This window comes from Candidatus Mycoplasma haematobovis (assembly GCF_001645765.1).
GTDB lineage: Bacteria > Bacillota_I > Bacilli_A > Mycoplasmatales > Mycoplasmoidaceae > Eperythrozoon_B > Eperythrozoon_B haematobovis.
Genome location: NZ_LWUJ01000013.1, coordinates 1 through 25,214 on the forward strand (window position 1 = coordinate 1; position 25,214 = coordinate 25,214).

A 25,214-nucleotide genomic window follows, 5' to 3' on the forward strand; every position below is an offset into this window, starting at 1 on the left:
TTCCTGCATTAGATATTGATAGATTAAAGAAAATCAAAATATCTCTACCTGATTTAGCTACTCAAGCAAAAATAGCTAACAAACTAAATCAATTCTGAAAACTATCTGGGGAGCTCTGTGGGGAGCTAAATTTAAGAAAAAAACAATATGAGTACTATAGGGATGAGTTACTGTCATTCAAACAAGATAACAAGATTGAATGGTTAACTTTAGGAGAAATAGCAACTGATATTTATAGAGGCAGTTTCTTTCCTAAAAATTCAATTGAGGAATCAGGAGAACCTTGCATAAGATATGCACAACTATATGAAGAAGATAAATTACAATTGGATGGTTGCACTTTATTTACAGATAAATCAAAGATTCAAAGCCCCAAATATTGCGAGTATGGAGATGTTTTGATAACTGCCACAAGCAATATTGGAAAAAATATAGCTAAAGCTTGTGCTTATTTAGGAAGGGGAAAAGCGTTAATTGACAACATATGCGTGGTAATTAAACACAATCAAAATCCTAAATATTTAGCTTATGCGTTATCAACTACAAATATTCAAAAACAAAAAATAAAGTTAAGCATTTCTTCTGGACTATTTAATATTACTTTTGATTCAATTAAAAAAATCAAAATTCCTTTACTTTCTTTAGAAAAACAAAAAGAAATTGTTGATTTATTAGATAAATTTTGAGAATTGTCTAACAATATTAAAGAAGGATTGCCTACAGAGATATTAATGAGGAAGCAACAGTATGAGTACTATAGGGATGAATTATTAAAATTATAAGACCTAATAATTTAATTTATTAATTTGGCTATCAACAAAAAGTTAATCGGTAGTTTATTAGGGGGGGCTACGATTTTAATTGCTTCTTTTGGGGGTCTTAAAATAAATGACACAATAGCTTACAATAAAAAAATGACTCGTTATTCAAAAATACCGAGTCAGTTTTGGCTATCTGGATTAACAAGCACCGGAGGAGAAGGGGTTTGATATTTACCAGATTACAAAGATGATGAAATTTGAAAATATTGATATGAAAATAAAGATACAAATGATCAAACCAAAAGAAATGGCTTTGTAAAAGAACATACAAATTGAGAAGCATTTAGAGATTATTGTTATGCTAAAGCTGATGAAGGATATCAAGAGTGTAGCGATTCGAGAGGATGATGTATGGAATGCGCTAGAGATAATTCTTGAGATTTTGAACAAAAACGAAAAAAATAAAAAAACTCAAATTATCTACTATTAATAATCACAATCTGTTATCATCTCCTCTTAATATCAAAATAATAAATTGAAGAAGCGTAACTTGCGCTTCTGTATATATTGCAGTTTCAGCCACCGCAATTACTTTGTCAGCCTTAAACCAATCTTCTTCAATTGCTATTCACGAAAAAAAAGTTGAAATAATTCCAGTTAAACCTTTCGTAGCTCCAGATAAAGTTGCTCAAAAAACAGTGAACGAATTTGATGCATACAATAGCTGTAGAAGTAAATGGCTTCCTTCTTATTGCAGAAAGTTTGGTAATGGTAAATATACTTGATAATTAAATTTTTCGCGTGTCTGATATTCAATATTTAACTATCAAAGATATATGCGATTTACAAGCTGGTTATGGCTTTGAAAGTCATAAATATAAAGAAAACGGGGAACCTATTTTACGAGTTACGAGTTTAAAAAATAACAAAATAGATGATACTCAACTTAAATTTTTCTACCCTTCAGATTATTCCAAAAATTTAGGAAAACATATACTATACCCTAATGAAATAGTTATTTCAAAAGATGGAACTATAGGAAAAGTTGCTTTCAACAATAAAAATTGCAATTTTTATTTAAGTTCTCAGTTAATTAAAGTAATACCCAAAAATAACATTCACACTAGGTACTTGTTTCACTTTCTTATTTCAAAAACTAAAGAAATTGAACAAATGACAACAGGTAAATCTGCAATACTACACTTAAATTTAAATAAATTCAAAGAACTCAAAATCCCTGTTCCGCCTCTAGAAAAACAAAAAGAAGTTGCTAATTTACTAGATAAGTTTTGAAAATTATCAGAAGAGCTTGAAGAAGAGCTAAGTTTAAGAAAACAACAATATGAGTACTATAGGGATGAGCTACTTTCATTCAAACAAGATAACAAGATCAAATGATTAACTTTAAGAGAAATAACTACAGATCATTACAGGGGTAAGAGGTTCTTAAAAAATTCTATTTTAGAATCTGGAGACCCTTGCATAAGATATGCGCAATTATTTGAAGAGAATAGACTACATTTTGATATTTGTACTTTATTTACAGATAAATCAAAGATTCAAAACCCTAAATATTGCGAATATGGAGATGTTTTGATAGCTGCTACAAGCCAAAGCAAAAATGGAATAGGTAAAGCTTGCGCTTACCTAGGAAAAGAGCAAGCATTAATTGATGATGTATGCATTGTAATAAAGCATAATCAAAATCCTAAATATCTATCTTATGCTCTATCTACTACTAATGCTCAAAAACAAAAAACAAAATCGAGTATGTGAGCTTGTTTATTCAATATTACTTTTGATTCCATTAAAGGGCTTAAGATTCCTGTACCTTCACTAGAAAAACAAAAAGAAATTGTTGATTTATTAGATAAATTTTGAGAATTGTCTAACAATATTAAAGAAGGATTGCCTACAGAGATATTAATGAGGAAGCAACAGTATGAGTACTATAGGGATGAATTATTAAATCAATAATGATCAAGTTAAAGATTCCATTCCTGTTAATTAAATTTCAATTCTTTAGGTCTTAAAGACTCGCACTTAGTAGAGTAACTTAAACATCTATTGTATTTTTCTCAAGTATTAAATATTCTTTCAACTGTCTTATTGAGAGGAGCAGAAACTTTTAAACTTAGGAGATCTAATAGACTTTACTGGTTTAGATTAACCAAGCCACCCACAACACCGGATGCTATTCCAACAATAACTAATATTCCTAATAATATTTTCTAAATATCTTCATTCATTACCACAAATTCTTTAACTTTATTCCTGCTTTAAGTTATATAAGGCTGAAAAGATATTTCAGGAATTAGACAATGAAATTAATTAACAAAGTGAAAACTGTTTTAATAGGTAGTTTAGTGGCGGGCAGTGGCGGTGCTTTATATGGTTATATTACAAAAGATAACGGATTATCAAAACCAGTAGTAAATCCTAGACCTAAACCAACCAATCAAGCATACAAAGATTGTATACAAGGAAAGGGAAATATTAAAGCAAAATCTGAAAGTGTTTGTGGATGGCTATATAGAGGCTTAAAAGGAGTAAAAAACAGGTAATTATAGGTCTTTAATATTTATTTCAAGAATTACTTTTCTTAATAAACGTTTTGGATCCATCCAAAAATAATTTAATTTTTGCAGAACAATAAAAGATTGTTTTTCATAACGGTTAATAAAATTTAAATATTAGAAAAAGGTAATTGATGGATTGCTGGAGGAGTAGTTTTCTATATCCTCATTTGATGTTAAATTAAATGATACTTTAAGTTGAAACCAAAAAGTTGGTTATTACAGGAATATCAATAATCAATTTTCCAAAAAAACTCCACCAGAAATATTGAAAGAAAATTACTTACCAGCTTGAGACGATGATGCACTTTTAAGATAAGCATTCTCTAAGAGAAGTAGTTAAAAAAGATTAAATTAAACACCTAGTTTGAACTAATTCTTTAATTGAAACATCGTCTTTTTTGAATGGTCTTGTTTTGCATCAATTAATTCAAGCTTTGTAATTATCTACTAATTCATTTTTTCATTCCAGTCTCTGATCTTTAAATAAGTCTTTGTATATTAATTCCTTTTCAAAGAAAGAAACTCCAGAAATATACATAGCATCTTCATTCGCCACTTCTCTGTCTTGTTCCTTTAATTGTCCATCTTTCAAATAATCTACCACACTCATTACACAGTACTTTTTGTAATTATCTACACTAACTAAGAATTTCCTATTACTTGTTTCTTTATCGCATCAAAAACTTAAAGCTACTCATTTCTTATTCTCTCCAACTAAGAATTCATCTAACTTAATATCCTTATCAATCTGATTCTTGTGTCTCACTAATATTCTCTTGTAAATCTCTTCTTTATCCTTAGCGCTTGATACTAATTTGAAGCCTTCACTCTCTAATGAATTAGAGATAATTGGTGAGCCTCTATAAATTCCATAAAGTACTGCTAATGCTACTATTCCTAGAGAAAATATAGTCTTCTTATGCTTCATTTCTTCTTGGCGAATCTAAAGTTACACACCAAGACCTAGCATATTTCTTATCTAAATAGTTTTCTTTAGTAGAGTGTTGATTTAATCTATAGCCACATCAATCTTGAAGTAATGCTATAGCCCTATCTGCATTATTCTCTCTTTCATTAAATTCATTAATTACTCCTGCTCTTGCAATATTTCCCCTTAATTCCTTAAAGACTTTATTCCATTCTTTTTCTCTAAGTTCTTCATCTAATTCTTCTACTAAATGAACTCCATCCTCTTCAAGAAACTCAATTGCCCATGTAGCTGTACAATATCTCCTAGTTCTTCATAAAGTTAAACTATCTCAATCTGTACTATTAAATGCTTCTCTACATCACCTATTTAAATAATAAGCTCCTTCTGCATCTGAAGCTTTATTAGTTAAATAAGGAATAAAATTTTCTCTAAATAAGTCTGCTCTATTAGTAACAAAAATTCTCTTTCACTTATTAAATGGTTCTTTCTTAATTTCTAGAAGAGTTTTAAATCCTTGTGATCTTACTACTAAATAAAGAAGTGGTTTTCTATAAAGACTAGAGAAAATTTCAAAGACAATTAACCCAGTTGCACCAGCAAAAGATAAAGTAGTAAGAAATTTCTTAATATCCAAGAACTCCTAAAAAGGATAATTCTTGTTGAGAATAATAATTTAAATTTATTGAGAATTTCGAAAAATTTTTAAATTGCTTGGAAGAATCTACTCTTCTGTGCATCATTGCTCAGCTTTCTTGATTTTTTGTTCTAAATCATCTTCAAAACTTTTTGCATCTAAAGCATTTAAACAAGCTCCTTTAAATGTCTCTAAATCTTTATCAAAATTCTCTTCAGTAATAGTTAATAAATTGGTATTATTTCAAGCAGTTGCCATTTTCAAGTTGTCCACTTTATTTTGCATATATTGTCTTGCTAGATTTCTAGTTTTTTCATTATCTCAAACCTCTATCTCGTGTTCCAAAGTATAAATATACTTCCTGCCTCGGCCCTTCAAAATATCACCAACTTTTCTTGGATTAACACATCATCTTTTTGCTTCCACTTCTTCTTCAGAACTTAAAGAATCTTTTTTCTCAAAAGAATTACACAACTTTCTTAATTCTTCTCCCTCTTTACCATCCTCAAGATTCCTCGCTTTCTTAAAAGTCTCTAAAAGTCGTGGATGTTCTTCAAAGGGCGTACTTAAATCTACAGGAATATAACCCTGTTTAGTTAAAGCTATTTTCCAAGATGCATTACTCCTTTTAATTTCTGACGAAGGTTTAAGACCGCTTTCAGTAGTTTCAACGGTCGCAAAAGGAATTAGTAAATAAGCAACTACAGAAGTTCCGGACGACAAGACTAAACCAAGTAATTTATATGCTAGTTTCAATTTATTAATCTACACACCACTTTTCAGCTTTTTCCATTCTTCTTTCTAAATCTTTATCAAAACTCTTAACGGCTAACAAATCTAAACATGCATTTTGAAAATTCTCTTTATCTTTTGGTGAAAAGGATGAACCTATATTAAGTTTACTATTATTCTCTCAACTAACTTCCAACTTTAATTTTTCATCCTGATTCTTTGAATAATCTTCTATTTTTTTATTTACCTTAGCACTATCTCATACAAAGCCTCTTTCTTCTGCTTGATAAAGTAATTTCTTTCCTTTCTGTTGCAATAATGAATCTAGTGTTCTTGGTTGTACACATCATCTTTTTGTCTCTTTTTGTTCCTCTGGGCTTAATTGTTCTTGTTCTCTAAACTTATCACACAATTCACTTAATTTATTATCTGCTTCTCCGAATGGTATAGTCTTCTCTTCACTATATGCTTCAGCCAAACCTGGAAACGTTTGCCAACTATCATTCTTAGATACAAGTGTATATCCTTCTTTAACTAATTCTTGTTGTCAAGTAGGAGTGGTACGATCTTTTGATAATTCCGATTTATCTTCAACTTTAATATCGCTACTATTAATATCATTATTATTAAACTTTGAAACTAATAAATAAGTTGCTGTTGATGACCCTGCTAAGAAAAGTAAACTTAATACTTTTGTAACTAACCTCAAATTTTAATTATTTAACTTATACAACAACTAAAGATATTTAAAATTCATTAGTTAAGCCAATAGATGTTTGATGATCTACTAAAGAAATCGGAAGAACTCATTAAATGATGAAAACTAGAACTTGGTGTTACCTTAATATCTTTTTCATTCTTAACGGTTATTGTAGGAGTCTCTACAGAATGATCAATTCCTTCTCTTGAAGAACCTATCAATACTTCAAAAATGTTTGAAGAAATACCGTTATTAGTTGTTGTAGTTGTAACTCTCATAGTTCTTATTGTCTTAATAGCAGTAAGTGTATTTAAGAGTTTCAAAGTCTTAAATTCCTTTAATCAAATACTTAGAGTAATAAATGAAGAGAGAATAAAGAATGTATTAAAGAAATCAAAAATATTACTAAGTAGTATTATCTGTTTAACAATATTCCCATTACTAATGCTTCTTCCTCAATTATCAGGAGTATTAGCTTTCGGTATCATCGTCTGTAAATTTTTGTTCTACAAAAACAATAAAGAGATCTACAATCTAATAAACAAAACAACAAACCAAGCCCAATAAACATATAAGCAAAAACAAAGTAAATGACATTCTTACTTAAAGGTGTTACAGTAGTAGCAACAACTGTTGGAATAGGTGGTGTTGGTTTGGTTGGCTCCAATTATGCTTTTCCGAAATCCGAAATCGTAGCTATTGAACCAACTGACAATAAAGAATGAGAAAATAAACTGCTTGAATTAGCAGACGAATTGAAAAAAACTAGTAATAATGGTTTAGCAGCAAAGATAGATAGCGCTCATCACAGTACTACATTGTCTTTTGTGGAAACTCCAGCAAATTCAAAAGAATTCAAAAATAAAACAAGTGCTAGAGATGCTCTTAAAGCTTGATGTATAAGGACTGATGCACAAGAAGCAGAACTAAAAGATAAGTTATGCAAAAAAGAAGTAAAAAAAGGATGATTATTTGGAAATGATGTCTAAGTTAATTAAATTTCTTTATTTTGGAGCTGGTTGTGTTGGAACAGTAGTAGCAGGATCAATATCTTTATTAGCTAACCAAAGAACAGAAGCTATTGACTTGCTACTTAAAGAATTAGTAAATGTTAAGAACCAAAGTGGTAGACAAGCGGGAATAGTGAACCAAATTAAACAAGATGGAATGGATAATGAATTCAAAATTGAAAACAATCAATTTATAGATAGAGAAAAAGCTAAACAAACTTTAAATGATTGATGTGTTACTGGTGTTAATAACAAAGATAAATACCTATTCAATAAGTTCTGTCACTAATTAATGTCTTTACTTCTTAAAGTAGGATTGCCTTGTGTTATTGGAACTGCTGGTGCAGGTGTAGTTGGGTCTAATTGAATATTTACAACAAAAAGAATAGTTACTCTTACAAAACCTGAAGATGAAAGATGAAACGAAAAATTAGAATTATTACTTACTAAATTAAATCAAAATAGTGGATTAGATGCAAAAATAGATAAACAAACTAGTAGCCAAACGCTAGTAAGAACCACAAACCCCGCTAAATTTACTCACATCGATAAAGCCAAAAAAGCCTTGCAAGACTGGTGCAAAAGTAGTGACAAAAGTGACACAGCTACCCATGAAAAAGATTTATGTCAAGTAGAGGAAACTAAAGGCTGAATGTTTTAGGGCGGTGTGAGCTTCCCAATAAAAACCACAGTTGGATGCTTAGGTGGTTTAACAGTATGTGGTTGTTTATTAGGAAGTAATTACGTATTTACAAAAGAAAAATTAGTAGATATTAAAGACAAAAATAGTAAAGCTTGAGACACCAAAATTACATTATTACTAAACAAAATTATTAGTACTGTTAACAATAGAGAAATAATAGACAAAATTTCCCAAAACAATCCTGGAATTTTGATAACTACTTCTGGAAAATTCTCTAATAGTGCTAAAGCTAAAGAAGCTTTACAAAACTGATGTAAAAAAAATAACAAATATGATCAAAAATTAGTTGAAGAATTATGTAAAGTTAAAGATCAAGTAGGTTGAATGTCAAAATAATGTCAGTATCTTTAATAAAGTGAGTTGCTTTAGGAATAGGAGGGGTCAGTGCCGCAACAGCAAGCACCGTAGCAATAATAAATCATAAAGCTAATATTGCTGAAGACGCACTATGAACAGCAAGAACTGATGAACTGGCTAAGAAAATAAAAGCCGAAAGCAATAATTGAAAAAAGCTAGTTGCGGTTATTACTGGTAAAGAAGAGGAAGAAAGCATTTTTAAAATCGAAAACGACAAATTTAAAGATCCAAAAAAAGCAAAGGAAGAATTAAAAGAATGATGCCAAAATAGTGAAATAAAGGAAAGAACATATAACAATATCAATCTTGATACTACTGTTTGTAAATTTAAAAAATAACAATTCCTTGCATAAACTACATACTACTTAGTAGTAATTAATGTATTTAAAAAATATCTTTAGGGTTAATTATTACTTTCGTTAAAGGTCTAGTTATTTTGAGCAGAAATTTAAAAATAATGAAATATTACTAAAAATCAACTAATTATTTAAAAGTAAGTAAAAGTTAGTTTTTTCACATGTTAAGTTTAGTTAAATTTGGAATGCCTTGTTTTTTGGGAGTTGGGAGTGCAGGTGTAGTTGGATCTAATTGAATATTTAAAAAAGAAGAGGTGTTACTAATAGATAGCGAAGACAAAGAGGATTGAGACCAAAAGGTTAAAGACTTGTTTAAAAAAATTAAAAATGGAGATACTAATTTAAAATCACAAATTGCTGGAACTAGTGAACATGCGAAAAGCCTAGAAATAGAAGATAGTAATAATAATAACTTTAAAGAACCAGCAAAAGCAAGGGATTCTTTAATAGCTTGATGCCAAAGTAAAAGGGATTCAAACGAGGATATAGTTACAGAACTATGCAAAGAGAAACAATGAACTGGCTGATTGTTTGGTAATCGAATGGGATAGTTGCATTATTTTTAGATACTGTTAACATTATTAATTTTTAAGAATATCGTAATAGATAATTAAGGGGACGTTTTTATGATCAAACTGTTGATTTTACCTATTTTAGGATTAACAACAGTAAGTGGTAGATTAATTGGTAGTAATTATTTATTTAAAAAAATCATAAATGTGGATTTGGAATAAAATGGTGGTAATTAACAATGAGATTTAAAACTTAAATTATTAATACCAAAATTAACTTCAAATACTCAGTTAAGTGTAAAAATAAATTCAGGAGGTGAAAGTGTTAATAATTTAGCTATTAACAGCTCCGCTCCTGAGGATTTTGCCCAAAAAGATAATGCAAGAAATGATTTAAAGAAATGGTGTTTAAAAAGAGAAAAAGAGGAGTATGAAAAATTGCATGAGAATGAATTGTGTAAAATATCAAAAGAGATAGGTTGGTTATTTTAAATTATGACAGGTTTTTGAAAAATGACTATTCCTTGCTTTTTGGTGGCAGGTGGCACAGGTGTAGTTGGATCTAATTGAATATTTAAAAAGAAATATCTAATAAAAGTAAAAGATTCAGAAGAAGGAGTTTGGGACCAAAAGCTAGAAGAGCTTAAAAAAATGTTAACACCTTCAAATACTAGAGATGAAATTGCACAAAGCATTGGCGGAGGAGAAAAAACTAATCTTGCTTTAAATTCCAATAATAGCGGATTCACTGATGTAGCTAATGCTAAGGTTACTTTAAAAAAATGATGTAATGGAAAAAATCACGAAAAAGAATACTTTGACAAACTGTGTAAAAAAGTTGAATATAAAAATTTAATCTTTTAAGCTCGGGTTATTATTCCCAATTAAGGTTTTGGTTGCGGGTATTTGTTATGCAGCTGCTGGCGGAAGTTTAGTGGGGAGTAATTATATATTTAAAATAGAGCGACTTGTAGATATTCCTCAAGACGGAGCAGAAAATAAATGAGAAGAAAAATTACCTATATTACTTAAAAAAATTATTGCAAATAGCGGTTTAAGTGTCAAGATTGATCCGCAAAAGCATTCTAGCAATTTAGCTAAAACAGGCGCTTCTGGAAGTGAAGAATTTAGCAATAAAAATGATGCAAAAGCTTCTTTAAAAGCTTGGTGCAAAAAAGAAAATAAACAAACAGGAGAAAAAGAGCATGAAGAAGAATTATGTAAAGAATCTGTTAAAAAAGAGTGATTGTTTGGTTAATTAAAAATTGTGTCATTATTTTTAAAAATGGTACTACCAAGTACATTGTTTGTTTCTGGTGGGAGTTTGGTGGGTAGTAATTACTTATTTAAGAGAATGAGGTGGATTGATATTCCGAGCAAAGTTGACGAGAGATGAAATGAAAAATTAAATGAACTTTTGAAAAAGATAGAGAAAGATTTTCATTTGGCAAGAAAGATAGACAAGACATTGAATGCAAGAAGATTAGCAAAAAATGGAAATGATTTTACTAACCGTGACGAAGCTAAAGAAGCATTGCAAGAATGATGTGCAAAAAAAGATAAAACAGAAGCAAAAGAACACTCAAGATCTTTGTGTCACGTACAAGAACAAAAAGGCTGGTTGTTTTAGTAGAACTTAGCAAACGAAGTTATTATTAATTTAAAGAAATAAAAATTAGGAATTATGGTTAGTCTATCATTTAATAGTGCAAATGTAAAATATTTTGCTTAACAATTCCAAATTAACGTTTCTTTCAAAAACCTATTATTAAAAGTCGATAATTCATTGTTTATTAAAGTTAAGCTATTTGTCGAATAATAAAGTAATAGACACAAATAAAATTGATATTAGAGGAACCAAAAACTAAAAAGCACCACAAACTTGATGAAACAAAGATTTAGAGATAAAAAAATTAATTAATGAATTTTGTAAAAACGAAAAAAAAGATTGATTATTTTAATAATGTCAACTGTAAATTACAAATTACTGATTTTAGGAGGAATTTCAGGAATTGGTGCCATATCTGGGGGAGTTGTTGCATTAAATAGACACCTTTCAAATGCCAAAGAAGAAGCTTGAAACACAAACACAAAAAAGCTAGAAGAGAAGGTGGTTTTTGTGCATGGAAAAGTAGATGCCTCACTCAATGATTTAAAAGATTCTATTCGAGAGATAGATGTTGATTTAGCTTTAGAATTAAATAGAAATAATGATGGATTTAAGTATTTTGATAAAGCAAAACAAGCTTTAAAAAATTGATGTTCTGACGAGTCCAAAAAAAGCAAAGAAGCGTTGTCTAAAGAAATGTATTGTGTGTAAAGGAGACTTAATAAAATAAAGCCTTAAAATCAAAAATAAGCACTAACGCTTATGATTTATAAAAGAGCTTTGTAGACTTGATTTAATAAAGATCCTTAAGGTAAGGAAAAGTTAATTCAGGAGTTGTGCCAAAGAACTAAAAATCAAGAATATTCTTTTTAAAAGTCATTTTATGTCTTATTTATCAAAAATAGTTATTCCTTGTATTTTGGGAGTTGGGAGTGCAAGTTTGATTGGGTCTAATTGAGCATTTAAGAGGGAGAAATTAATAAAAATTGAAAATGAAGAGATTAATTCTGGCATATGAGATGAAAAAATAAATATTCTTAAAAATAAATTTGAAAATTCACCTAAAAGGAGTCAACTAGAAATTGATTTAAGTGGTAGGAATCCTGCGTCTTTTAATCTTAATGCGGAAAGAACAGATTTTGCAGATAGAGAAAGAGCAAAAGAAAAATTAAAGGCTTGATGTAAAAAACCTGTTGATCACGAGGAATTATATGATGAACTTTGTAAAAAATCTCAAAAAAAGGGATGATTGTTTGGATAATGAAATACTAGGCTATACTATTTAAAATATCAATTCCTGTTGTTGGTTGTTTAATGAAAAATAATCTCAATCAAAGTACTTTTATTTCACAAAAATAAATCCTAGCAAAATTACTTTGCACCTTGTGGTATTTATTGAATTGGGACAAATATTTCTTTTGTAAGCCTCGCAAATATCTTTGTCATAATTAATAAACCTTTTTCTAAATAGCTTAATCAAATTTCGGAATAAATTTATTTTAACTTTGTAAAAAACGGCAAAAAATTGTTAAGAATAAAGTCATTCTTCTGGTATTATTTTTGAATCCTTTAATTTCTGAATAACAGTCTTATTTAACTTAGTTCTCTTAATTAAATCCTCTAAAGAAGTATACTCTCCCCCTTCTTCCCTCTCCTTAGTTAAGGCCTGTGCTTTAATAGCTCCTAATCCCTCAATAACTATAAATGGCACTAATAACTCCTTCCCTAAAGGCTTAAAGTCAGAATAATCAGACTCATTTATACTAATGGTTCTAAACTTAAATCCCCTTTTTAAAAATTCCAAAGCCGCCTCATAAACATAAAAAGCAGTCTTTTCTTTGTTTTTAACAGAGCTCTTTACTGCAAACTTATTAGACTTCATTCTCTCAAAAATATCATGATATTTACTCCTCACTTCATCAATATTATTATTAATTAATAAAGAATAATCAAAGTCCTCTGCCCTTAATGTAAACCATACAGCATAAAAATGCAAAGGATAATAATACTTGTAGTAAGCTATCCTTCAACTCATTAATACATAAGCTGTAGCGTGTGCCTTAGGAAAAATATAACTAATCTTCTTAGCAGAAGAAATATACCAATCCGGTATATTATGATTCTTTAATATTTTCTCTGCTTTAGCGCTAACCCCATGCCCTTTCCTAATAGACTCAGTAATATTAAAGGCATCTTCTCTCTCTAGCCCCATAGATAACAAATAAAGCATAATATCATCCCTACAAGTAATTACCTCATTAAGCTTATGTGTCCCATCCTTAATAAACTTATCTATATTCCCTTTCCACACCCCAGTACCATGTGAAAACCCGGAAATTCTTATTAAATCTGCAAAACTCTTAGGCTTACAAGTCTTAAGTATCTTTCTAGTAAGCAAAGTCCCAAACTCTGGTAGTCCTATAGCCCCTGTATTATCCCCATCAACATAATCTCCTTCTTCCACTCCCAACACTTGACAAGAACTATAAAGTGCTAATACATTAGGATCGCTAATTGGTACATTTAAAGGATCAAAGCCAGTTAATTTCTTTAACCTTGCTAAAGTAGTAGGATCATCATGTCCTAAGATATCAAACTTAAGTAAAGCATCATGCAAATCATTGAACTCTAAATGTGTAGTTAACCAATCACTAGTAATATCATTGGCTGGATAATTAATAGGAGAAAAATCGTAAATAGTGTAATCATTAGGCACTATCAATATCCCTCCCGGATGTTGCCCAGTAGTTCTCTTAACATCAATTATTTGCTTAACTAATCAATTAATTCTTCCCTGACTATAATTTTTCCCAGTCTCCTCTAAATAATCCCTTACAATAGCAAAAGCAGTCTTTTCTGCCATAGCACTAATAGTGCCGGCCCTATACACCCTTTCCTTCCCAAAATAATTCCTTAAGAAATTATGTGCTTTATTCTGATATTCCCCAGAAAAATTTAAATCGATATCCGGCACTTTATTCCCCCCAAATCCCAAGAATGTTTCAAAAGGTATATTATGCCCATCCCTAGCTAGCTCCTTACCACACCCTTCACATATCTTCGTAGGCAAATCAAATCCAGACTCAGGAAAATCCTCTAATATCTCAAAATAAGAACAATTAGCACACCTATAATGAGGAGGCAAAGGATTTACCTCACTAATATTTAATAAGAAAGCTACAAAAGAAGAGCCTACAGATCCCCTAGACCCAACTAAGAAACCATTATTAATAGACTCAGTAACTAATAAATGAGATACTCAATATATTACTGTGTAATTATTATTAACAATACTATTAAGTTCAAATTCAAACTTATTCTTAATGTAACTATTTAATTCCTTGCCGTAAAGCTCCTTTAACTTCTTCTTACACTGCTTCTTCAATAAAGACTCACATCCCTCAATAGAAGGCGGATGTAACTTCTTCTTAGTTACCTCTAAATTATCCTCTATTTCAGCCAAAAAAGTCTCTTGATTATTAAATGCTAACTCCCCTAAATCCTCTCTTCCCAAAAAAGCATATTCATTAAGTAATTCCTCAGTATTCCTATAGAAAAACAAAGGAAAGACATCATTCTTCTCTCTCCCATCAAATAAATAATGCCTCTTACCAGAAATAGCTTTAGTATGTATTAATACTAAATATTGCTCGCTCTCTCTACTATTCAAATACCTAACAGCTGTATTAAATAGTAACTTGTTACTATTCAGTAATTCAAATAATCTCTTTAAGGCCTTTACTAACTCTTGCTCCTCTATTATTTCCCGATCTATATCATGAACAAAGTGAGAAACAGGAGGCAGTATTAAATAATCATAAAATTTAGCAACCTCAAGCAACTCTTTCTCATTATTCTTAAAAAGTAATCCAATTATTTCTGAGTTTAAAGGCGGAGAAACAATTAATAAATTTTCTCTATATTTATTCAAAGTGCTCTTACTAATCATAGCTCTATCATGAAATGAAGTAGTATGAGCTATAGAAAGTATTTCGTAAAGATCTCTTATTCCCTCTTTATTCTTTGCATAAATTAATACATTATGTCCATGTACATATTTAAATATATTAGGATTAATTAATCTCTCATTTAATCCCTCCCAAGAATCCTCTATATCAATTCCTACTCTCTCTAATTGAGGTATTAATAATCTAGAAAATACTTCTCATAATATAGTAACATCATAACCAGCAGAGTGAGCTTCAGTAGGAGAATAATCACCCCCATTCCTCTTAGAAATGGCCTCTAAAGAGTGTGATTTATATTTCTCTTCAAAGAATAATATTTGTGATAATCTCATAGTATCAATAAATGGCACATTAAATCCTTCCAAATTATTCTGTGCATACTTAGCATTAAGAAAAGGCAAATCAAACTCAATACCATTATGTGCTACTAATATCCCATCTCCCACAAAATCCTTTATTTCTCTAAGTACTAAAGGTAACTCTCTCCCGTACTGCTCTAACTTCTCATCAGTAATCCTAGTTAAATTAATAATTCTTTCCCTTAAAGTTTTCTTAATCTTGATATATGAGTGATATTCATCCACTTTCTGTAAATCAATATATTTATGAATGGCTATCTCAGTAATCTCATCAAATAAAGGATTTAACCCAGTAGTCTCAATATCAAATACACAATAAGTATTACTTGTCTTTAACTCAGTATTAAGAAAAGCATAATAATTCTCATCATAAAGCTCTAATTCTGTACCATATATAGGCTTTATTCCTAACTCTTTAGAAACAGACTCTACTTCTGCAAAAGACTGTACAGAAGCTAAATCCGCAACGCCTAAAGCGCTATGTCCATATTCTTTAGCTTTCTGTGCAAAGTCCTTAAATTTATATAGCCCATCAAAAGCCGAATACTTAGTATGTATACATAAAGGCACTAACTTCTTTTCACATAAATCTCTTTTTGGCTCTTCCTGTACATCAGCTAAAGTTAATGAAGTAATATTCCCGTCTGAGAAGTTTGAATATATAGAGCCCTCTGCAAATAAACTATAACTACACCCATACCACTTCCCAATCTCTAATTTTCCCTTAAAATCAGCCTTTAAAGCAAGTCAATAAAATACTTCTCAATCAGTAAGCCCTAGCTTGTACTTCTTATTTCCCTTTAAATCTGACTTTTCTTCAATATGAAATAAATAAAGCTGATGTTGATCCTTCTTTGGCGCAGGTAACTCAATTTCAAAAGCTTTGTTAATAGCAAATCTAAGAAATAGTTGTAAATTATCTTTATGTGGAACGATTAAATTAGCCTTTCTTATCTCTAACCTGTAATCCATCAAGTCCGTTTGTTCCGGACTTAAAGTAATAGGTACCTCAATTAAATTAAAGTATTGATTAATTAAATTAACCGCTTGCTCTTTAGACTCAATACTATTAATTACTACTAACCTAATAGCTCCTTCGTGCTTCTCATCTGTCCTATCCTTACTAAAATCCCATAAATTCTTTAAGAAAGAAGCATTAATGTAAGGCTCTTTGAACTTAAAAGTAACTGTTATTTCACGCTCATTTGCATTTACATCATAGTTACAGACTAATTTAGCACTTACATCTCGCCACTCTTTTGGGGAAAAAAGCTTAAAGTAATCAACAAATATTTTTCTATAGGTTTCCATTAACTACAAAGAAAAATAAGAAAAAAAAAGTAGTATTTAATGCAAATGTATGAGAATCAAATCTATCTCAAAAACCTCCGTGTGCCCCTAATAAAGCACTGTAATCCTTAATATTAAAATAACGTTTATATTTACTAAAGACTAAATCTCCCATATTCGCCATCAATAAAATTACAGGCATAAGAAGAGTGATTCATACTGTAGAGAAAGCTCCCTTAACACTTCACCTTCCTATTAAAGTCACTACTAAAGTCAAAAAAGTAACTGGCGCTATAGGAAAAAGAAATCCCTCCAGAGTTTTATTAGGAGACCACTCAAACACTCTCCTTTGCCCATACTTACTCCCAAACCAATAAGCCAAAGTATCATTAATCATTACTGCCCCTAGTAATAACGCCATTAAATAAATATCAACTAAAGACAAGAAAATAAAGGCATTCCAAAAGCAATAAGCTAATGCATTCAATTGAAGAAATACTCACTTATCTTTTTTAAAATAACGCCAAGAAGCTACCCCTATTACATAAAGAAAAAGTAATCAATATAAGTAATATATTAAATATCCCTCAGGAGCTATCACTAACCATAAAAAAGGTGCTAAAGTAATAAATGAAAAAATAATTGCTTTGTAGTTATCTGTAGACTCTAAAGCATTTATTTCTTTAAAGCTAATAAATACTAAAGAAGAAAGAGCAAGCAATTCAAAGGGAAGTACTAAAGTCTTAGGAAGAATCGCATTTAAAAGAATAAATAACGAGAGGGAAGCTACTACAAGAAGCGCTGTAGCGGCTCTTGACTGCAACTGCAACTTATATGGTCATCAACTCTTTCTCTTTTTTTGAATAAATTTCCTCTAATCTCCCATTCATTACTTTAATTTTTGAATCCAACTCATTCATATTTTTTTTCTCTAAATCCTCAGAAAGCTCTTCTTTTTTAATAAGCACCTGAAAATCCTTCCTCACTACTCTCAAAGCTACTTTTGCCTTCTCTAAATACTCCTTAGCTTCTTTAACTGACCTCTTCCTAGTTTCCTCAGTAGGGGGCAATAAAGATATTCTTATTAAATCAGACTGTACTATAGGACTAAACTCTGGCTTATGTTTCTGAATGGCTTTATTTATTTCTTGAATTAAAGAAATATCATAAGGTTTAATTTCAATAGTCCTAGCAGAAGGAATAGTAATATTAGCTAACTCATTAAGCTTCATTTCTGAGCCATAAGCCACGACTAATACATTAGCTACTAAATCAGGATGCACTCTAGAAACATACAACTTCTTAAAGTTATTCTCTAATCTCTCAAAAATCTCCCCAAACTCCTTATCTAAAGAGCTTCAAATAGCACTCATTAATTGATAGAGGTATACTCTATATCGCCCTTTAAAGCCTTAACAAAAGAATCCTTAGTATCTTGATTAAATACTAATAACTCTACTTTGTAAGGAGCTAATAATGCTAAAGCTGTATGATCCATTACTTTAAGCTTTCTAAATAATATTTCATCATATGAAAGTTTTGGTAAGAATACTGCATCTTTATATTTATTTGGATCTTTATCATATACACCCTTAACACTATTCTTGCCTATTAATACTTTAGTAGCCCCTATCTCAATAGCTCTAATGGCAGCACAAGTATCAGTACTTACAAAAGGCATCCCAGTTCCAGCTCCAAATATTACTACTTCATGAGCATCTAAAGCTCTAGAGATATTTTCTTGATTTAACTCTTCTGCCACTCTTGGACATGAAAGAGCAGAATAAATTCTGCTCTTAATATTCTTTTTTTTCAAGTAATTCTGTATAGTAATACTATTCATTAAAGTGGCTAACATTCCTATATAGTGTGAAGACTGATCTTCAAGAGCATCTAACTTATTCTCGCTCCCCCTTCATATATTCCCCCCTCCCACTACTAAAGCTAAATCGTATTTTTGTAATAACTCTTCTATTTGATCTACTAAATTACTAATAATTTCATTATTAAAAAAAAAGGTTTCATTAAGTTTTTTTAAATTTCCACCACTTAACTTCAAAAGGATACGCTCCCTACTCATTTAAACTACTAAAGTATTTTTCAAGTATAAAAAGTAAAGGATAGTTCTGCGTACCACACTCAAAAGACCTGTAATCCTTTCGGATAGTATAGCTCTCTCGACCTAAAGAACTAATACTATTAGCTCCTATGTATAAAGGTTCTAAATCCCCCTTATAACCTAAAATAGCAACGCCTGCTCTAGGTACAAAAGTAAAAAAAGAAGCTTCCTTAGCTACTTCTTGTATGGAATTTAAATGAATAGCTTTAACTTTATTATGCTCTAATAATTTATTAGCGTAATACAAATTAGGAAGCAAAGCTATTTCCCCATCTCACTTAAAATGCTTCTTAATTAGCTCTCTTAAAGAACTAATTCTTTGTAATAACTCTTCTCTTCAAAGCGCATTAGAATTATTTAAATTTATTATTTCCTTTAAGTAATATTTCTTTACTACTTCTTTAAACAACTATTTTTGTTGCTCCTTTATTCTAGCTGCCTTCTCTATAGCTTCATCTATATTCCCTACATATAAGAAAGCTTCTTCAGGTAAATCATCCACCTCCCCATCCACTATTTTTCTAAATGACTCCACAGTATCATCTATCTTTAAATACTTACCAGGAATATTAGTAAACTTCTCAGCTACAAAGAAAGGCTGTGAAAAGAAGTTCCTTATTTTTCTTGCTCTAAAAACAGTATCTCTATCTTCCTGTGAAAGCTCATTAATACCCAAAATAGCAATAATATCTTGTAATTCTTCATACTTCTGTAACATCTCTACTACTCTATTAGCTACTTCATAATGCTTCTCTCCTACATACTCAGGATTTAATAAATTAGAGGAACTTTGAAGAGGAGATACAGCAGGATAAATGCCCAAAGAAGCAATCTTCCTATCCAATACTACTTTAGCATCCAAGTGTGCGAATACCGTAGCTGGAGCAGGGTCAGTAATATCATCAGCCGGCACATAAACAGCTTGTATTGAAGTAATAGACCCATCTCTAGTTGAAGTAATTCTTTCTTGCAATCTACCCATTTCATAAGCCAATGTAGGTTGATAACCAACAGAAGAAGGGGTACGTCCTAATAGAGAAGAAACTTCTGATCCAGCCTGTGAAAAACGGAAAATATTATCAATGAATAATAGAACATCACTACAATACTCATCTCTAAAGTGTTCTGCCATTGTTAGACCGCTCAAAGCCACTCTCATTCTCGCCCCCGGCGTCTCATTCATCTGTCCAAATAGTAATATAGTATTCTTAAGAACACCACTATGTTCCATCTCAAAATAAAGGTCATTACCCTCCCTAGAACGCTCCCCTACACCTACAAAAATAGATAACCCATCATGCCCCATAGCACAGTTATGAATTAATTCTGTAACAATAACGGTCTTACCTACACCAGCACCACCAAATAACCCAATTTTTGAACCCTTAGCATAAGGAATTAATAAATCAATAATCTTTATTCCTGTTTCCATAATTTCCACTCTTGAAGATTGTTGTTTCAAAGGCGGTGGTAAAGCATGTATTGGCTTCCACTCTAAATTCTCAGGTAACTCTTTATTATCAATAGGCTCTCCCAACACATTAAACATTCTTCCCAATATAGATCTCCCAACAGGTACCTTTATTGGATCAAAAGTTCTAAATACAGGAGTCCCCCTAGCTAACCCAATAGTTTGAGTAATAGCAATACATCTAACAACACCATCCCCAATAAGCTGAGCCACTTCAAGAACACCTAACTGCTCCCCATCAATATTCTTAACTACTAACTTCTCATTAATAGCTGGCTGCGTAGACTTTGTAAAGAATACATCCACAACAGGCCCAAATATTTGGAATATATGTCCCTCTGCTCTTTCTTCTTGTTGCACTCCCATATTTTACTACTTCTTCTTAGATTGTACAGCCACCACAATCTCAGTAATTTCCTGAGTAATGTTAGCTTGTCTAAGTTTATTAAATGTTAATGTATATTCATCTAATAATTCGTTAGCATTTTTAGTTGCATTATGCATTAAATCTCTTCTACTACTGTGCTCAGAAATTTTAGATGTCATAACTCCACCTAACACAATACACTCTAAATACTTAGGAAATAAATCTATTATTACTTGAGGATATGCTAATGCAGTGTTAAGTGTTTTCACATATATCTTTTTTTTATTAGCAAAATACTTTTCTGTAAACGGCAATATATTAACTTTTTCTATTATTCCCTCTTTAGGATCTTTCAAATATACAAAAGTTAATTTTTTGTAATGCTTAGTAAAAAAGATATCAAATATCTTTCCTGTAATATCCCTTAATTCTTGAGATAATATATTTACATTAATTTCAGAATTCCTAAAATACTCTAAATATCCTTCATAAGCTACTAAAGAAGCTCTTAACTTCTTGCCCAGTACTATTATTCCGTCAGTAGATGGAATAAATACACTGTCTAAATATCTCTTGACTTTATCATTAAAGTCCCCGCACATTCCAATATCAGTACCTAAAACTACTCATAACTCTGATTTATCTCTAGAGTACTTAATTAACTCTTTATTGGTAGATCTAATATCGTGATCTGGATTATTGTACAGTTCAAAAAATAGCTTGTATACACCCTTTAAATAAGGGGAAGACTTCTTTAATAGCTCTTTGTATAAATTAGACTGGTTTGAAGAAACTACTTTAAGTGCATTAGTTATCTTGGCTGTAGTCTTAGTGGAAGTAATCTTTCGCTTAATTTGGGGAAGATTAGCCACTATTTCTAAAGTCTGCTAGTAATTTCTGAGCAAACTCTAATAGCTTTTCACTAAGTTCTGGAGAAACCTTCTCATTCAAATCTACTTCCTCTAATAAAGGTGAAGCATTTCATTCTTCAAGTGCAAATCTAACAAAAGGAATTATTTTCTCTACATCCTCTATAGACATAATAACTCTATTCCTAATTAAGAATAATAAGAATAGCTCATCTGTAGGCGACCTAGTCTCTCCCAAATTCTGAATTAAACACTTAAGTATTCTTGAACCTAAATTTAAATTAAATTTAGTAGACTCATTAAGTTCTGAGCCAAATCTAGCAAACTCTAATAATTCAAAATATTGAGCTAACTCCAACTTCAAAGTACTACTCATATCTTTAATAGCCTTCTTTTGCGCAGCACCACCAACCCTTGAAACAGAAAGAGTAACATCAATAGCTGGTCTTTGTCCTTGGTTAAATAAGAGTGTCTTTAAGAATATTTGACCATCAGTAATAGAAATAACATTAGTTGGAATGTAAGCAGAAATATCATCTGCTTGTGTTTGAATAATAGGTAAAGCTGTTATAGATCCTCCGCCATACTCTTCACTAAGTCTCCCAGAACGCTCTAATAATCTAGAGTGTAAATAGAAAATATCCCCTGGGAAAGCTTCCCTACCTGGAGAGAAGTTAAGTAACAAAGAAAGTGTTCTATAAGCAATAGCGTGCTGTGTCAAGTCATCATACACTATTAATACATCCTTCCCTTTCTTCATTCAATACTCAGCAATAGTAATACCTACAAAAGGAGCTAAGAATTTAAGTGAAGGTAAGTCAGAAGCTGAAGCATTAACAATAACTGTATAATCCATAGCTTCTTTTTCTTTAAGACGCTTAACAATCTGGAATAAAGTTGAATTCTTTTGTCCAATAGAAACATAAACACAATAACAATCCTTCCCTTTTTGATTAATAATAGCATCTAAAGCTAAAGAAGTCTTACCTGTCTGCCTATCTCCAATAATTAGCTCTCTTTGCCCCTTGCCAATAGGAATAAGAGCATCTACAGCTAATACCCCAGTATACAAAGGCTGATCAACAGACTGCCTTTCCATAACCCCAGGGGCTATTCTCTCAACTTGCTCCCACTCAACATTTTGAATATCTAATTCTTCATCCTGTGCTTTCCCCAATACATTAATAACTCTTCCCGCTAATGAATTCCCTACAGGAGCAGAGAAAGTCTTATTAGTTCTCTTTACTTCATCCCCCTCTTGCACACTAGAATATTCACTAAGCATAACTGCCCCTACTAAATCAGAGCTTAGTGAAAGTACTAATGCATAAAGAGAATCATTAATTATTAATACCTCATTAAGTTGCGCATTCTTAAGTCCAGAAATATTAAGAATACCATCAGAGTTAGTAATTACTTTTCCATATTCAGTAGATACTGAACAAGCTTTGTAATTTTTAATTAAGCTCCTAAGAGTTTCTGTGTATTGATCTAACTTAATATCCTCCGCCATAATTAACCAAAGACAGAATCTAATTGTAGTTTTAATCTAGCCATATTTGAGCTTAATGAAAACTCCTCTATGTAAGTATCCATTTGCACTTTAAGTCCTAATCCCAATGATTCATCAATTAAATAATGAAATAAACACTTCCTATACACTTTCTTAGACCACAGCTTCTCTAGTCTATCTTTTTGTTCTTGAATTATAGGAAAACTAGAATAAACAAATACATTTTGAACATTAAGTACTTTATTAATAGTTGATTTAATAGTAGAAAGAAATAAAGATAAATGAAAGATTAAATTCTTATCTATCAATATATTTAAAGTATTACTAAATAATTCATCAATGCTAAATTTTTCACACATAACTTTCAATGCTTCTTTTTTATGATCTCTATCTAAACCATATTCAGCAAAAAAAGCCAATATATCCTCTTCTTTTTCTAAGAATTCAATAAGCTTTTCTGTTTGATCTAATAGAGATTGTTTTTCTTGATTTTCGCTATAAAAACTTAATAATGCTTCTGAGATTTTATTAATTGCTACTAAAGCACTAGCCATAACTAATTAAGTTTAGAAGTAATTTTTTTATCCTCTAAATCTTTAAGATAGGCATCAATAACATGTCTTGAATTTTCTTCATTAATATGCGCTCCAATTAGCTTCTGAGTTAATTCCATAGACAATCTTACTACTGAACCCTTAATCTCATCTTTAGCTTTTTGCTCTATTATTTTTATTCTATGATCTACTTCTGCCTTAGCAGAGGCGGTAATCTTATCTGCATTACGATTAGCTTCTGTAAGAATTCTAGAGGCTTCATGTCTAGCAGCCTCTTCTGTATTACGTCTTAAATTAAATAAATAATTCCTTTCTTTCTTAAGTAAGTTCAAGAAGTATTTAGTTTCTCTTGAGCTTACTATTAAATCTTGTTTAGTCTTATCCAATAATTTCTTATTCTTATCTATAAAATCATTAGTTGGTTTTCACACCCATACAGTAATACAAGCAATTATTACTATAGCACACAAAACGTGTATTAATAAAGTTCAAAAATTCACGCTTAAATGATCATTTAAAAATTTTTTAACTTCTTGTGAAAATGATATACCATCCTCATTGAGGACAAAACCATCAATCCAGAATATCTTATTAAATCATTCTCAAAAGTCAACTTCCATAATTGGCTCATATCTCTAACTATACATGCATAGAAGAGCCACAATTAAACCATATATAGCAACTGATTCACAAACTGCAGCGCCCACGATGTATTGTCTAAATATTAATGCTTCTACTTCAGGATTTCTAGCAAGAGCTTCTACAGCTTTACCTCCAATGTAACCTTGACCTATTGCTGCACCAAGGCCTCCCACTAAAGCCAATCCAGCACCCACTTTCTTGCCAATATCGTTATTGCCACTATTTGACTGCTGCTGCTGCAGAACTCATATTATATGGTTTAATATATCCTTTCAAAAATCACTCATAATCACTAACTACTCCCAAACTTACAAAGTAAAGCTACAATTAGTCCATATATTGCCACAGACTCACAAACTGCAGCCCCAACAATGTACTGTCTGAAAATTAAAGCTTCCACTTCTGGATTGCGTGCTAAGGCTTCCACCGCCTTACCGCCTATATACCCTTGACCAATAGCCGCTCCTAACCCTGCAATAAGTGATATTCCTGCTCCAATATTACTGCCCAGTTCATCTTTTTGTGCCTGTGCCTGTTGTTGCAAAACCCAAACTATATGCTCAAATAGTGCTTTCAAAAAACCATCAAACATTATTAAACAATAATTCTACTAACCAAACTTACACAACAATGCAACAATCAATCCATATATAGCAACAGATTCACATACCGCTGCGCCCACGATGTATTGTCTAAATATTAATGCTTCTACTTCAGGATTTCTTGCTAAAGCCTCGACTGCCTTACCGCCAATATATCCCTGTCCAATAGCAGCTCCCAAACCAGCTACCAAAGACACTCCTGCTCCAACATTCTTACCAACATCATCACTATTTGCTTGCTGCTGCTGCTGCAGAACTCATATTATATGATTCAATAGCTCCTTTCAAAAATCAAGCATAGCTATTGAACGGTAAATTTAATTCCCAAACTTACACAACAATGCAACAATCAATCCATATATAGCAACAGATTCACATACCGCTGCGCCCACGATGTATTGTCTAAATATTAATGCTTCTACTTCAGGATTTCTAGCAAGAGCTTCTACAGCTTTACCTCCAATGTAACCTTGACCTATTGCTGCACCAAGGCCCGCAATAAGCGATATTCCTGCTCCAATATTTTGTCCTAACTTTTGTTCATTTAAATGTAAATGTCCTTGAAAAACTCACATT

The 25,214-nt window shown here is 31.1% G+C and carries 35 protein-coding genes; 16 read left to right on the plus strand and 19 right to left on the minus strand.

The genetic code is table 4. From position 1 onward, the window contains the following. The 5 genes from A6V39_RS04940 to A6V39_RS04960 form a co-directional block, all read left to right on the plus strand. Window positions 1-782: restriction endonuclease subunit S (locus A6V39_RS04940; protein WP_187150564.1), on the plus strand; the 782-nt coding region annotated here is incomplete at its 5' end. A 24-nt stretch (window positions 783-806) separates the two neighbouring features. Then, window positions 807-1,226 (plus strand): hypothetical protein, encoded by a 420-nt coding sequence (locus tag A6V39_RS04945; protein WP_187150565.1) that lies wholly within the window; start codon window positions 807-809, stop codon window positions 1,224-1,226. Between the two features lie 128 nt (window positions 1,227-1,354). Next, window positions 1,355-1,549, plus strand: coding sequence for a hypothetical protein (locus A6V39_RS04950; protein WP_187150566.1), 195 nt, complete (start codon window positions 1,355-1,357; stop codon window positions 1,547-1,549). Window positions 1,550-1,562: 13 nt separating this feature from the next. Further along, window positions 1,563-2,738, plus strand: a complete 1,176-nt coding sequence (locus tag A6V39_RS04955; protein WP_187150567.1) for a restriction endonuclease subunit S — start codon at window positions 1,563-1,565, stop codon at window positions 2,736-2,738. 344 nt (window positions 2,739-3,082) lie between these two features. After that, window positions 3,083-3,325, plus strand: a complete 243-nt coding sequence (locus tag A6V39_RS04960; protein ID WP_187150568.1) for a hypothetical protein — start codon at window positions 3,083-3,085, stop codon at window positions 3,323-3,325. Window positions 3,326-3,686: 361 nt separating this feature from the next. Here the strand turns inward: A6V39_RS04960 and A6V39_RS04965 are convergent, their stop codons facing one another. From A6V39_RS04965 to A6V39_RS04985, 5 genes are all read right to left on the minus strand, one after another. Then, window positions 3,687-4,268 carry a hypothetical protein gene (locus A6V39_RS04965; RefSeq protein ID WP_187150569.1) on the minus strand — a complete coding sequence of 194 codons (582 nt, stop codon included), beginning with the start codon at window positions 4,266-4,268 and terminating at the stop codon, window positions 3,687-3,689. Further along, window positions 4,258-4,905, minus strand: coding sequence for a hypothetical protein (locus A6V39_RS04970; protein WP_187150570.1), 648 nt, complete (start codon window positions 4,903-4,905; stop codon window positions 4,258-4,260). Before A6V39_RS04970 ends, A6V39_RS04965 begins: the two co-directional genes overlap by 11 nt. Before the next feature lie 87 nt (window positions 4,906-4,992). Next, window positions 4,993-5,628 (minus strand): hypothetical protein, encoded by a 636-nt coding sequence (locus A6V39_RS04975; RefSeq protein ID WP_187150571.1) that lies wholly within the window; start codon window positions 5,626-5,628, stop codon window positions 4,993-4,995. 37 nt (window positions 5,629-5,665) lie between these two features. Next, window positions 5,666-6,346, minus strand: a complete 681-nt coding sequence (locus A6V39_RS04980; RefSeq protein WP_187150572.1) for a hypothetical protein — start codon at window positions 6,344-6,346, stop codon at window positions 5,666-5,668. A 47-nt stretch (window positions 6,347-6,393) separates the two neighbouring features. After that, window positions 6,394-6,825 carry a hypothetical protein gene (locus tag A6V39_RS04985; protein ID WP_187150573.1) on the minus strand — a complete coding sequence of 144 codons (432 nt, stop codon included), beginning with the start codon at window positions 6,823-6,825 and terminating at the stop codon, window positions 6,394-6,396. A 102-nt stretch (window positions 6,826-6,927) separates the two neighbouring features. Here A6V39_RS04985 and A6V39_RS04990 point away from each other — a divergent pair, with 102 nt between their 5' ends. The 11 genes from A6V39_RS04990 (at window position 6,928) to A6V39_RS05040 (ending at window position 12,145) form a co-directional block, all read left to right on the plus strand. Beyond that, on the plus strand, window positions 6,928-7,326 hold the full coding sequence (locus A6V39_RS04990) for a hypothetical protein (protein WP_187150574.1): 399 nt from the start codon (window positions 6,928-6,930) through the stop codon (window positions 7,324-7,326). Continuing rightward, window positions 7,319-7,636, plus strand: coding sequence for a hypothetical protein (locus tag A6V39_RS04995; protein ID WP_187150575.1), 318 nt, complete (start codon window positions 7,319-7,321; stop codon window positions 7,634-7,636). Before A6V39_RS04990 ends, A6V39_RS04995 begins: the two co-directional genes overlap by 8 nt. Before the next feature lie 3 nt (window positions 7,637-7,639). After that, window positions 7,640-8,008 (plus strand): hypothetical protein, encoded by a 369-nt coding sequence (locus A6V39_RS05000; protein WP_187150576.1) that lies wholly within the window; start codon window positions 7,640-7,642, stop codon window positions 8,006-8,008. Window positions 8,009-8,014: 6 nt separating this feature from the next. Next, on the plus strand, window positions 8,015-8,386 hold the full coding sequence (locus tag A6V39_RS05005) for a hypothetical protein (RefSeq protein WP_187150577.1): 372 nt from the start codon (window positions 8,015-8,017) through the stop codon (window positions 8,384-8,386). Beyond that, window positions 8,386-8,745 (plus strand): hypothetical protein, encoded by a 360-nt coding sequence (locus A6V39_RS05010; protein WP_187150578.1) that lies wholly within the window; start codon window positions 8,386-8,388, stop codon window positions 8,743-8,745. The genes A6V39_RS05005 and A6V39_RS05010 overlap by 1 nt, the downstream gene beginning before the upstream one ends. Window positions 8,746-8,924: 179 nt before the next feature. Then, window positions 8,925-9,314 (plus strand): hypothetical protein, encoded by a 390-nt coding sequence (locus tag A6V39_RS05015; protein WP_187150579.1) that lies wholly within the window; start codon window positions 8,925-8,927, stop codon window positions 9,312-9,314. A gap of 474 nt (window positions 9,315-9,788) precedes the next feature. Further along, window positions 9,789-10,139: a hypothetical protein gene (locus A6V39_RS05020; RefSeq protein ID WP_187150580.1), complete on the plus strand. Its 351-nt coding sequence runs from the start codon at window positions 9,789-9,791 to the stop codon at window positions 10,137-10,139. Window positions 10,140-10,167: 28 nt separating this feature from the next. Further along, a complete protein-coding gene (locus A6V39_RS05025; RefSeq protein ID WP_187150581.1) occupies window positions 10,168-10,533 on the plus strand; it encodes a hypothetical protein in 366 nt (121 codons plus the stop codon). A gap of 9 nt (window positions 10,534-10,542) precedes the next feature. Next, window positions 10,543-10,905: a hypothetical protein gene (locus tag A6V39_RS05030; protein ID WP_187150582.1), complete on the plus strand. Its 363-nt coding sequence runs from the start codon at window positions 10,543-10,545 to the stop codon at window positions 10,903-10,905. 333 nt (window positions 10,906-11,238) lie between these two features. Next, a complete protein-coding gene (locus A6V39_RS05035) occupies window positions 11,239-11,595 on the plus strand; it encodes a hypothetical protein (RefSeq protein WP_187150583.1) in 357 nt (118 codons plus the stop codon). A gap of 172 nt (window positions 11,596-11,767) precedes the next feature. Next, window positions 11,768-12,145 (plus strand): hypothetical protein, encoded by a 378-nt coding sequence (locus A6V39_RS05040; protein ID WP_187150584.1) that lies wholly within the window; start codon window positions 11,768-11,770, stop codon window positions 12,143-12,145. Window positions 12,146-12,412: 267 nt separating this feature from the next. Here A6V39_RS05040 and A6V39_RS05045 read toward each other — a convergent pair whose 3' ends face one another. Genes A6V39_RS05045 through atpE (A6V39_RS05110) form a run of 14 tightly spaced genes read right to left on the minus strand, consistent with a single transcriptional unit; the run spans window position 12,413 to window position 25,213 of the window. Next, a complete protein-coding gene (locus A6V39_RS05045) occupies window positions 12,413-16,522 on the minus strand; it encodes a PolC-type DNA polymerase III (protein WP_245633524.1) in 4,110 nt (1,369 codons plus the stop codon). Further along, window positions 16,509-17,330 carry a phosphatidate cytidylyltransferase gene (locus A6V39_RS05050; RefSeq protein WP_187150585.1) on the minus strand — a complete coding sequence of 274 codons (822 nt, stop codon included), beginning with the start codon at window positions 17,328-17,330 and terminating at the stop codon, window positions 16,509-16,511. Before A6V39_RS05050 ends, A6V39_RS05045 begins: the two co-directional genes overlap by 14 nt. 1 nt (window position 17,331) lies before the next feature. Further along, a complete protein-coding gene (locus tag A6V39_RS05055) occupies window positions 17,332-17,874 on the minus strand; it encodes a ribosome-recycling factor (protein ID WP_245633525.1) in 543 nt (180 codons plus the stop codon). Continuing rightward, complete coding sequence (pyrH, locus tag A6V39_RS05060; protein WP_187150586.1) at window positions 17,874-18,581, minus strand: UMP kinase; 708 nt, start codon at window positions 18,579-18,581, stop codon at window positions 17,874-17,876. Before pyrH ends, A6V39_RS05055 begins: the two co-directional genes overlap by 1 nt. Further along, entirely contained in the window at window positions 18,574-19,029 is a 456-nt protein-coding gene (locus A6V39_RS05065; protein WP_187150587.1) for a hypothetical protein, read from the minus strand. The genes pyrH and A6V39_RS05065 overlap by 8 nt, the downstream gene beginning before the upstream one ends. After that, window positions 19,030-20,457, minus strand: coding sequence for a F0F1 ATP synthase subunit beta (atpD, locus tag A6V39_RS05070; RefSeq protein ID WP_187150588.1), 1,428 nt, complete (start codon window positions 20,455-20,457; stop codon window positions 19,030-19,032). 6 nt (window positions 20,458-20,463) lie between these two features. Then, a complete protein-coding gene (locus tag A6V39_RS05075; protein WP_187150589.1) occupies window positions 20,464-21,330 on the minus strand; it encodes a F0F1 ATP synthase subunit gamma in 867 nt (288 codons plus the stop codon). Continuing rightward, on the minus strand, window positions 21,323-22,840 hold the full coding sequence (gene atpA / locus A6V39_RS05080) for a F0F1 ATP synthase subunit alpha (RefSeq protein WP_187150590.1): 1,518 nt from the start codon (window positions 22,838-22,840) through the stop codon (window positions 21,323-21,325). Before atpA ends, A6V39_RS05075 begins: the two co-directional genes overlap by 8 nt. Window positions 22,841-22,842: 2 nt before the next feature. Next, the gene (locus A6V39_RS05085) at window positions 22,843-23,394 is read right to left on the minus strand and encodes a F0F1 ATP synthase subunit delta (RefSeq protein WP_187150591.1); all 552 of its coding nucleotides are present in this window, start codon (window positions 23,392-23,394) and stop codon (window positions 22,843-22,845) included. 2 nt (window positions 23,395-23,396) lie between these two features. Continuing rightward, a complete protein-coding gene (locus tag A6V39_RS05090) occupies window positions 23,397-24,014 on the minus strand; it encodes an ATP synthase subunit B family protein (RefSeq protein WP_187150592.1) in 618 nt (205 codons plus the stop codon). Window positions 24,015-24,029: 15 nt separating this feature from the next. After that, on the minus strand, window positions 24,030-24,323 hold the full coding sequence (gene atpE, locus A6V39_RS05095) for an ATP synthase F0 subunit C (RefSeq protein ID WP_187150593.1): 294 nt from the start codon (window positions 24,321-24,323) through the stop codon (window positions 24,030-24,032). 5 nt (window positions 24,324-24,328) lie between these two features. Continuing rightward, the gene (gene atpE, locus A6V39_RS05100) at window positions 24,329-24,628 is read right to left on the minus strand and encodes an ATP synthase F0 subunit C (RefSeq protein WP_187150594.1); all 300 of its coding nucleotides are present in this window, start codon (window positions 24,626-24,628) and stop codon (window positions 24,329-24,331) included. Between the two features lie 18 nt (window positions 24,629-24,646). Further along, entirely contained in the window at window positions 24,647-24,913 is a 267-nt protein-coding gene (atpE, locus tag A6V39_RS05105; protein ID WP_245633526.1) for an ATP synthase F0 subunit C, read from the minus strand. A gap of 42 nt (window positions 24,914-24,955) precedes the next feature. Further along, complete coding sequence (gene atpE, locus A6V39_RS05110; protein ID WP_187150624.1) at window positions 24,956-25,213, minus strand: ATP synthase F0 subunit C; 258 nt, start codon at window positions 25,211-25,213, stop codon at window positions 24,956-24,958. Window position 25,214: the final 1 nt, after the last annotated feature.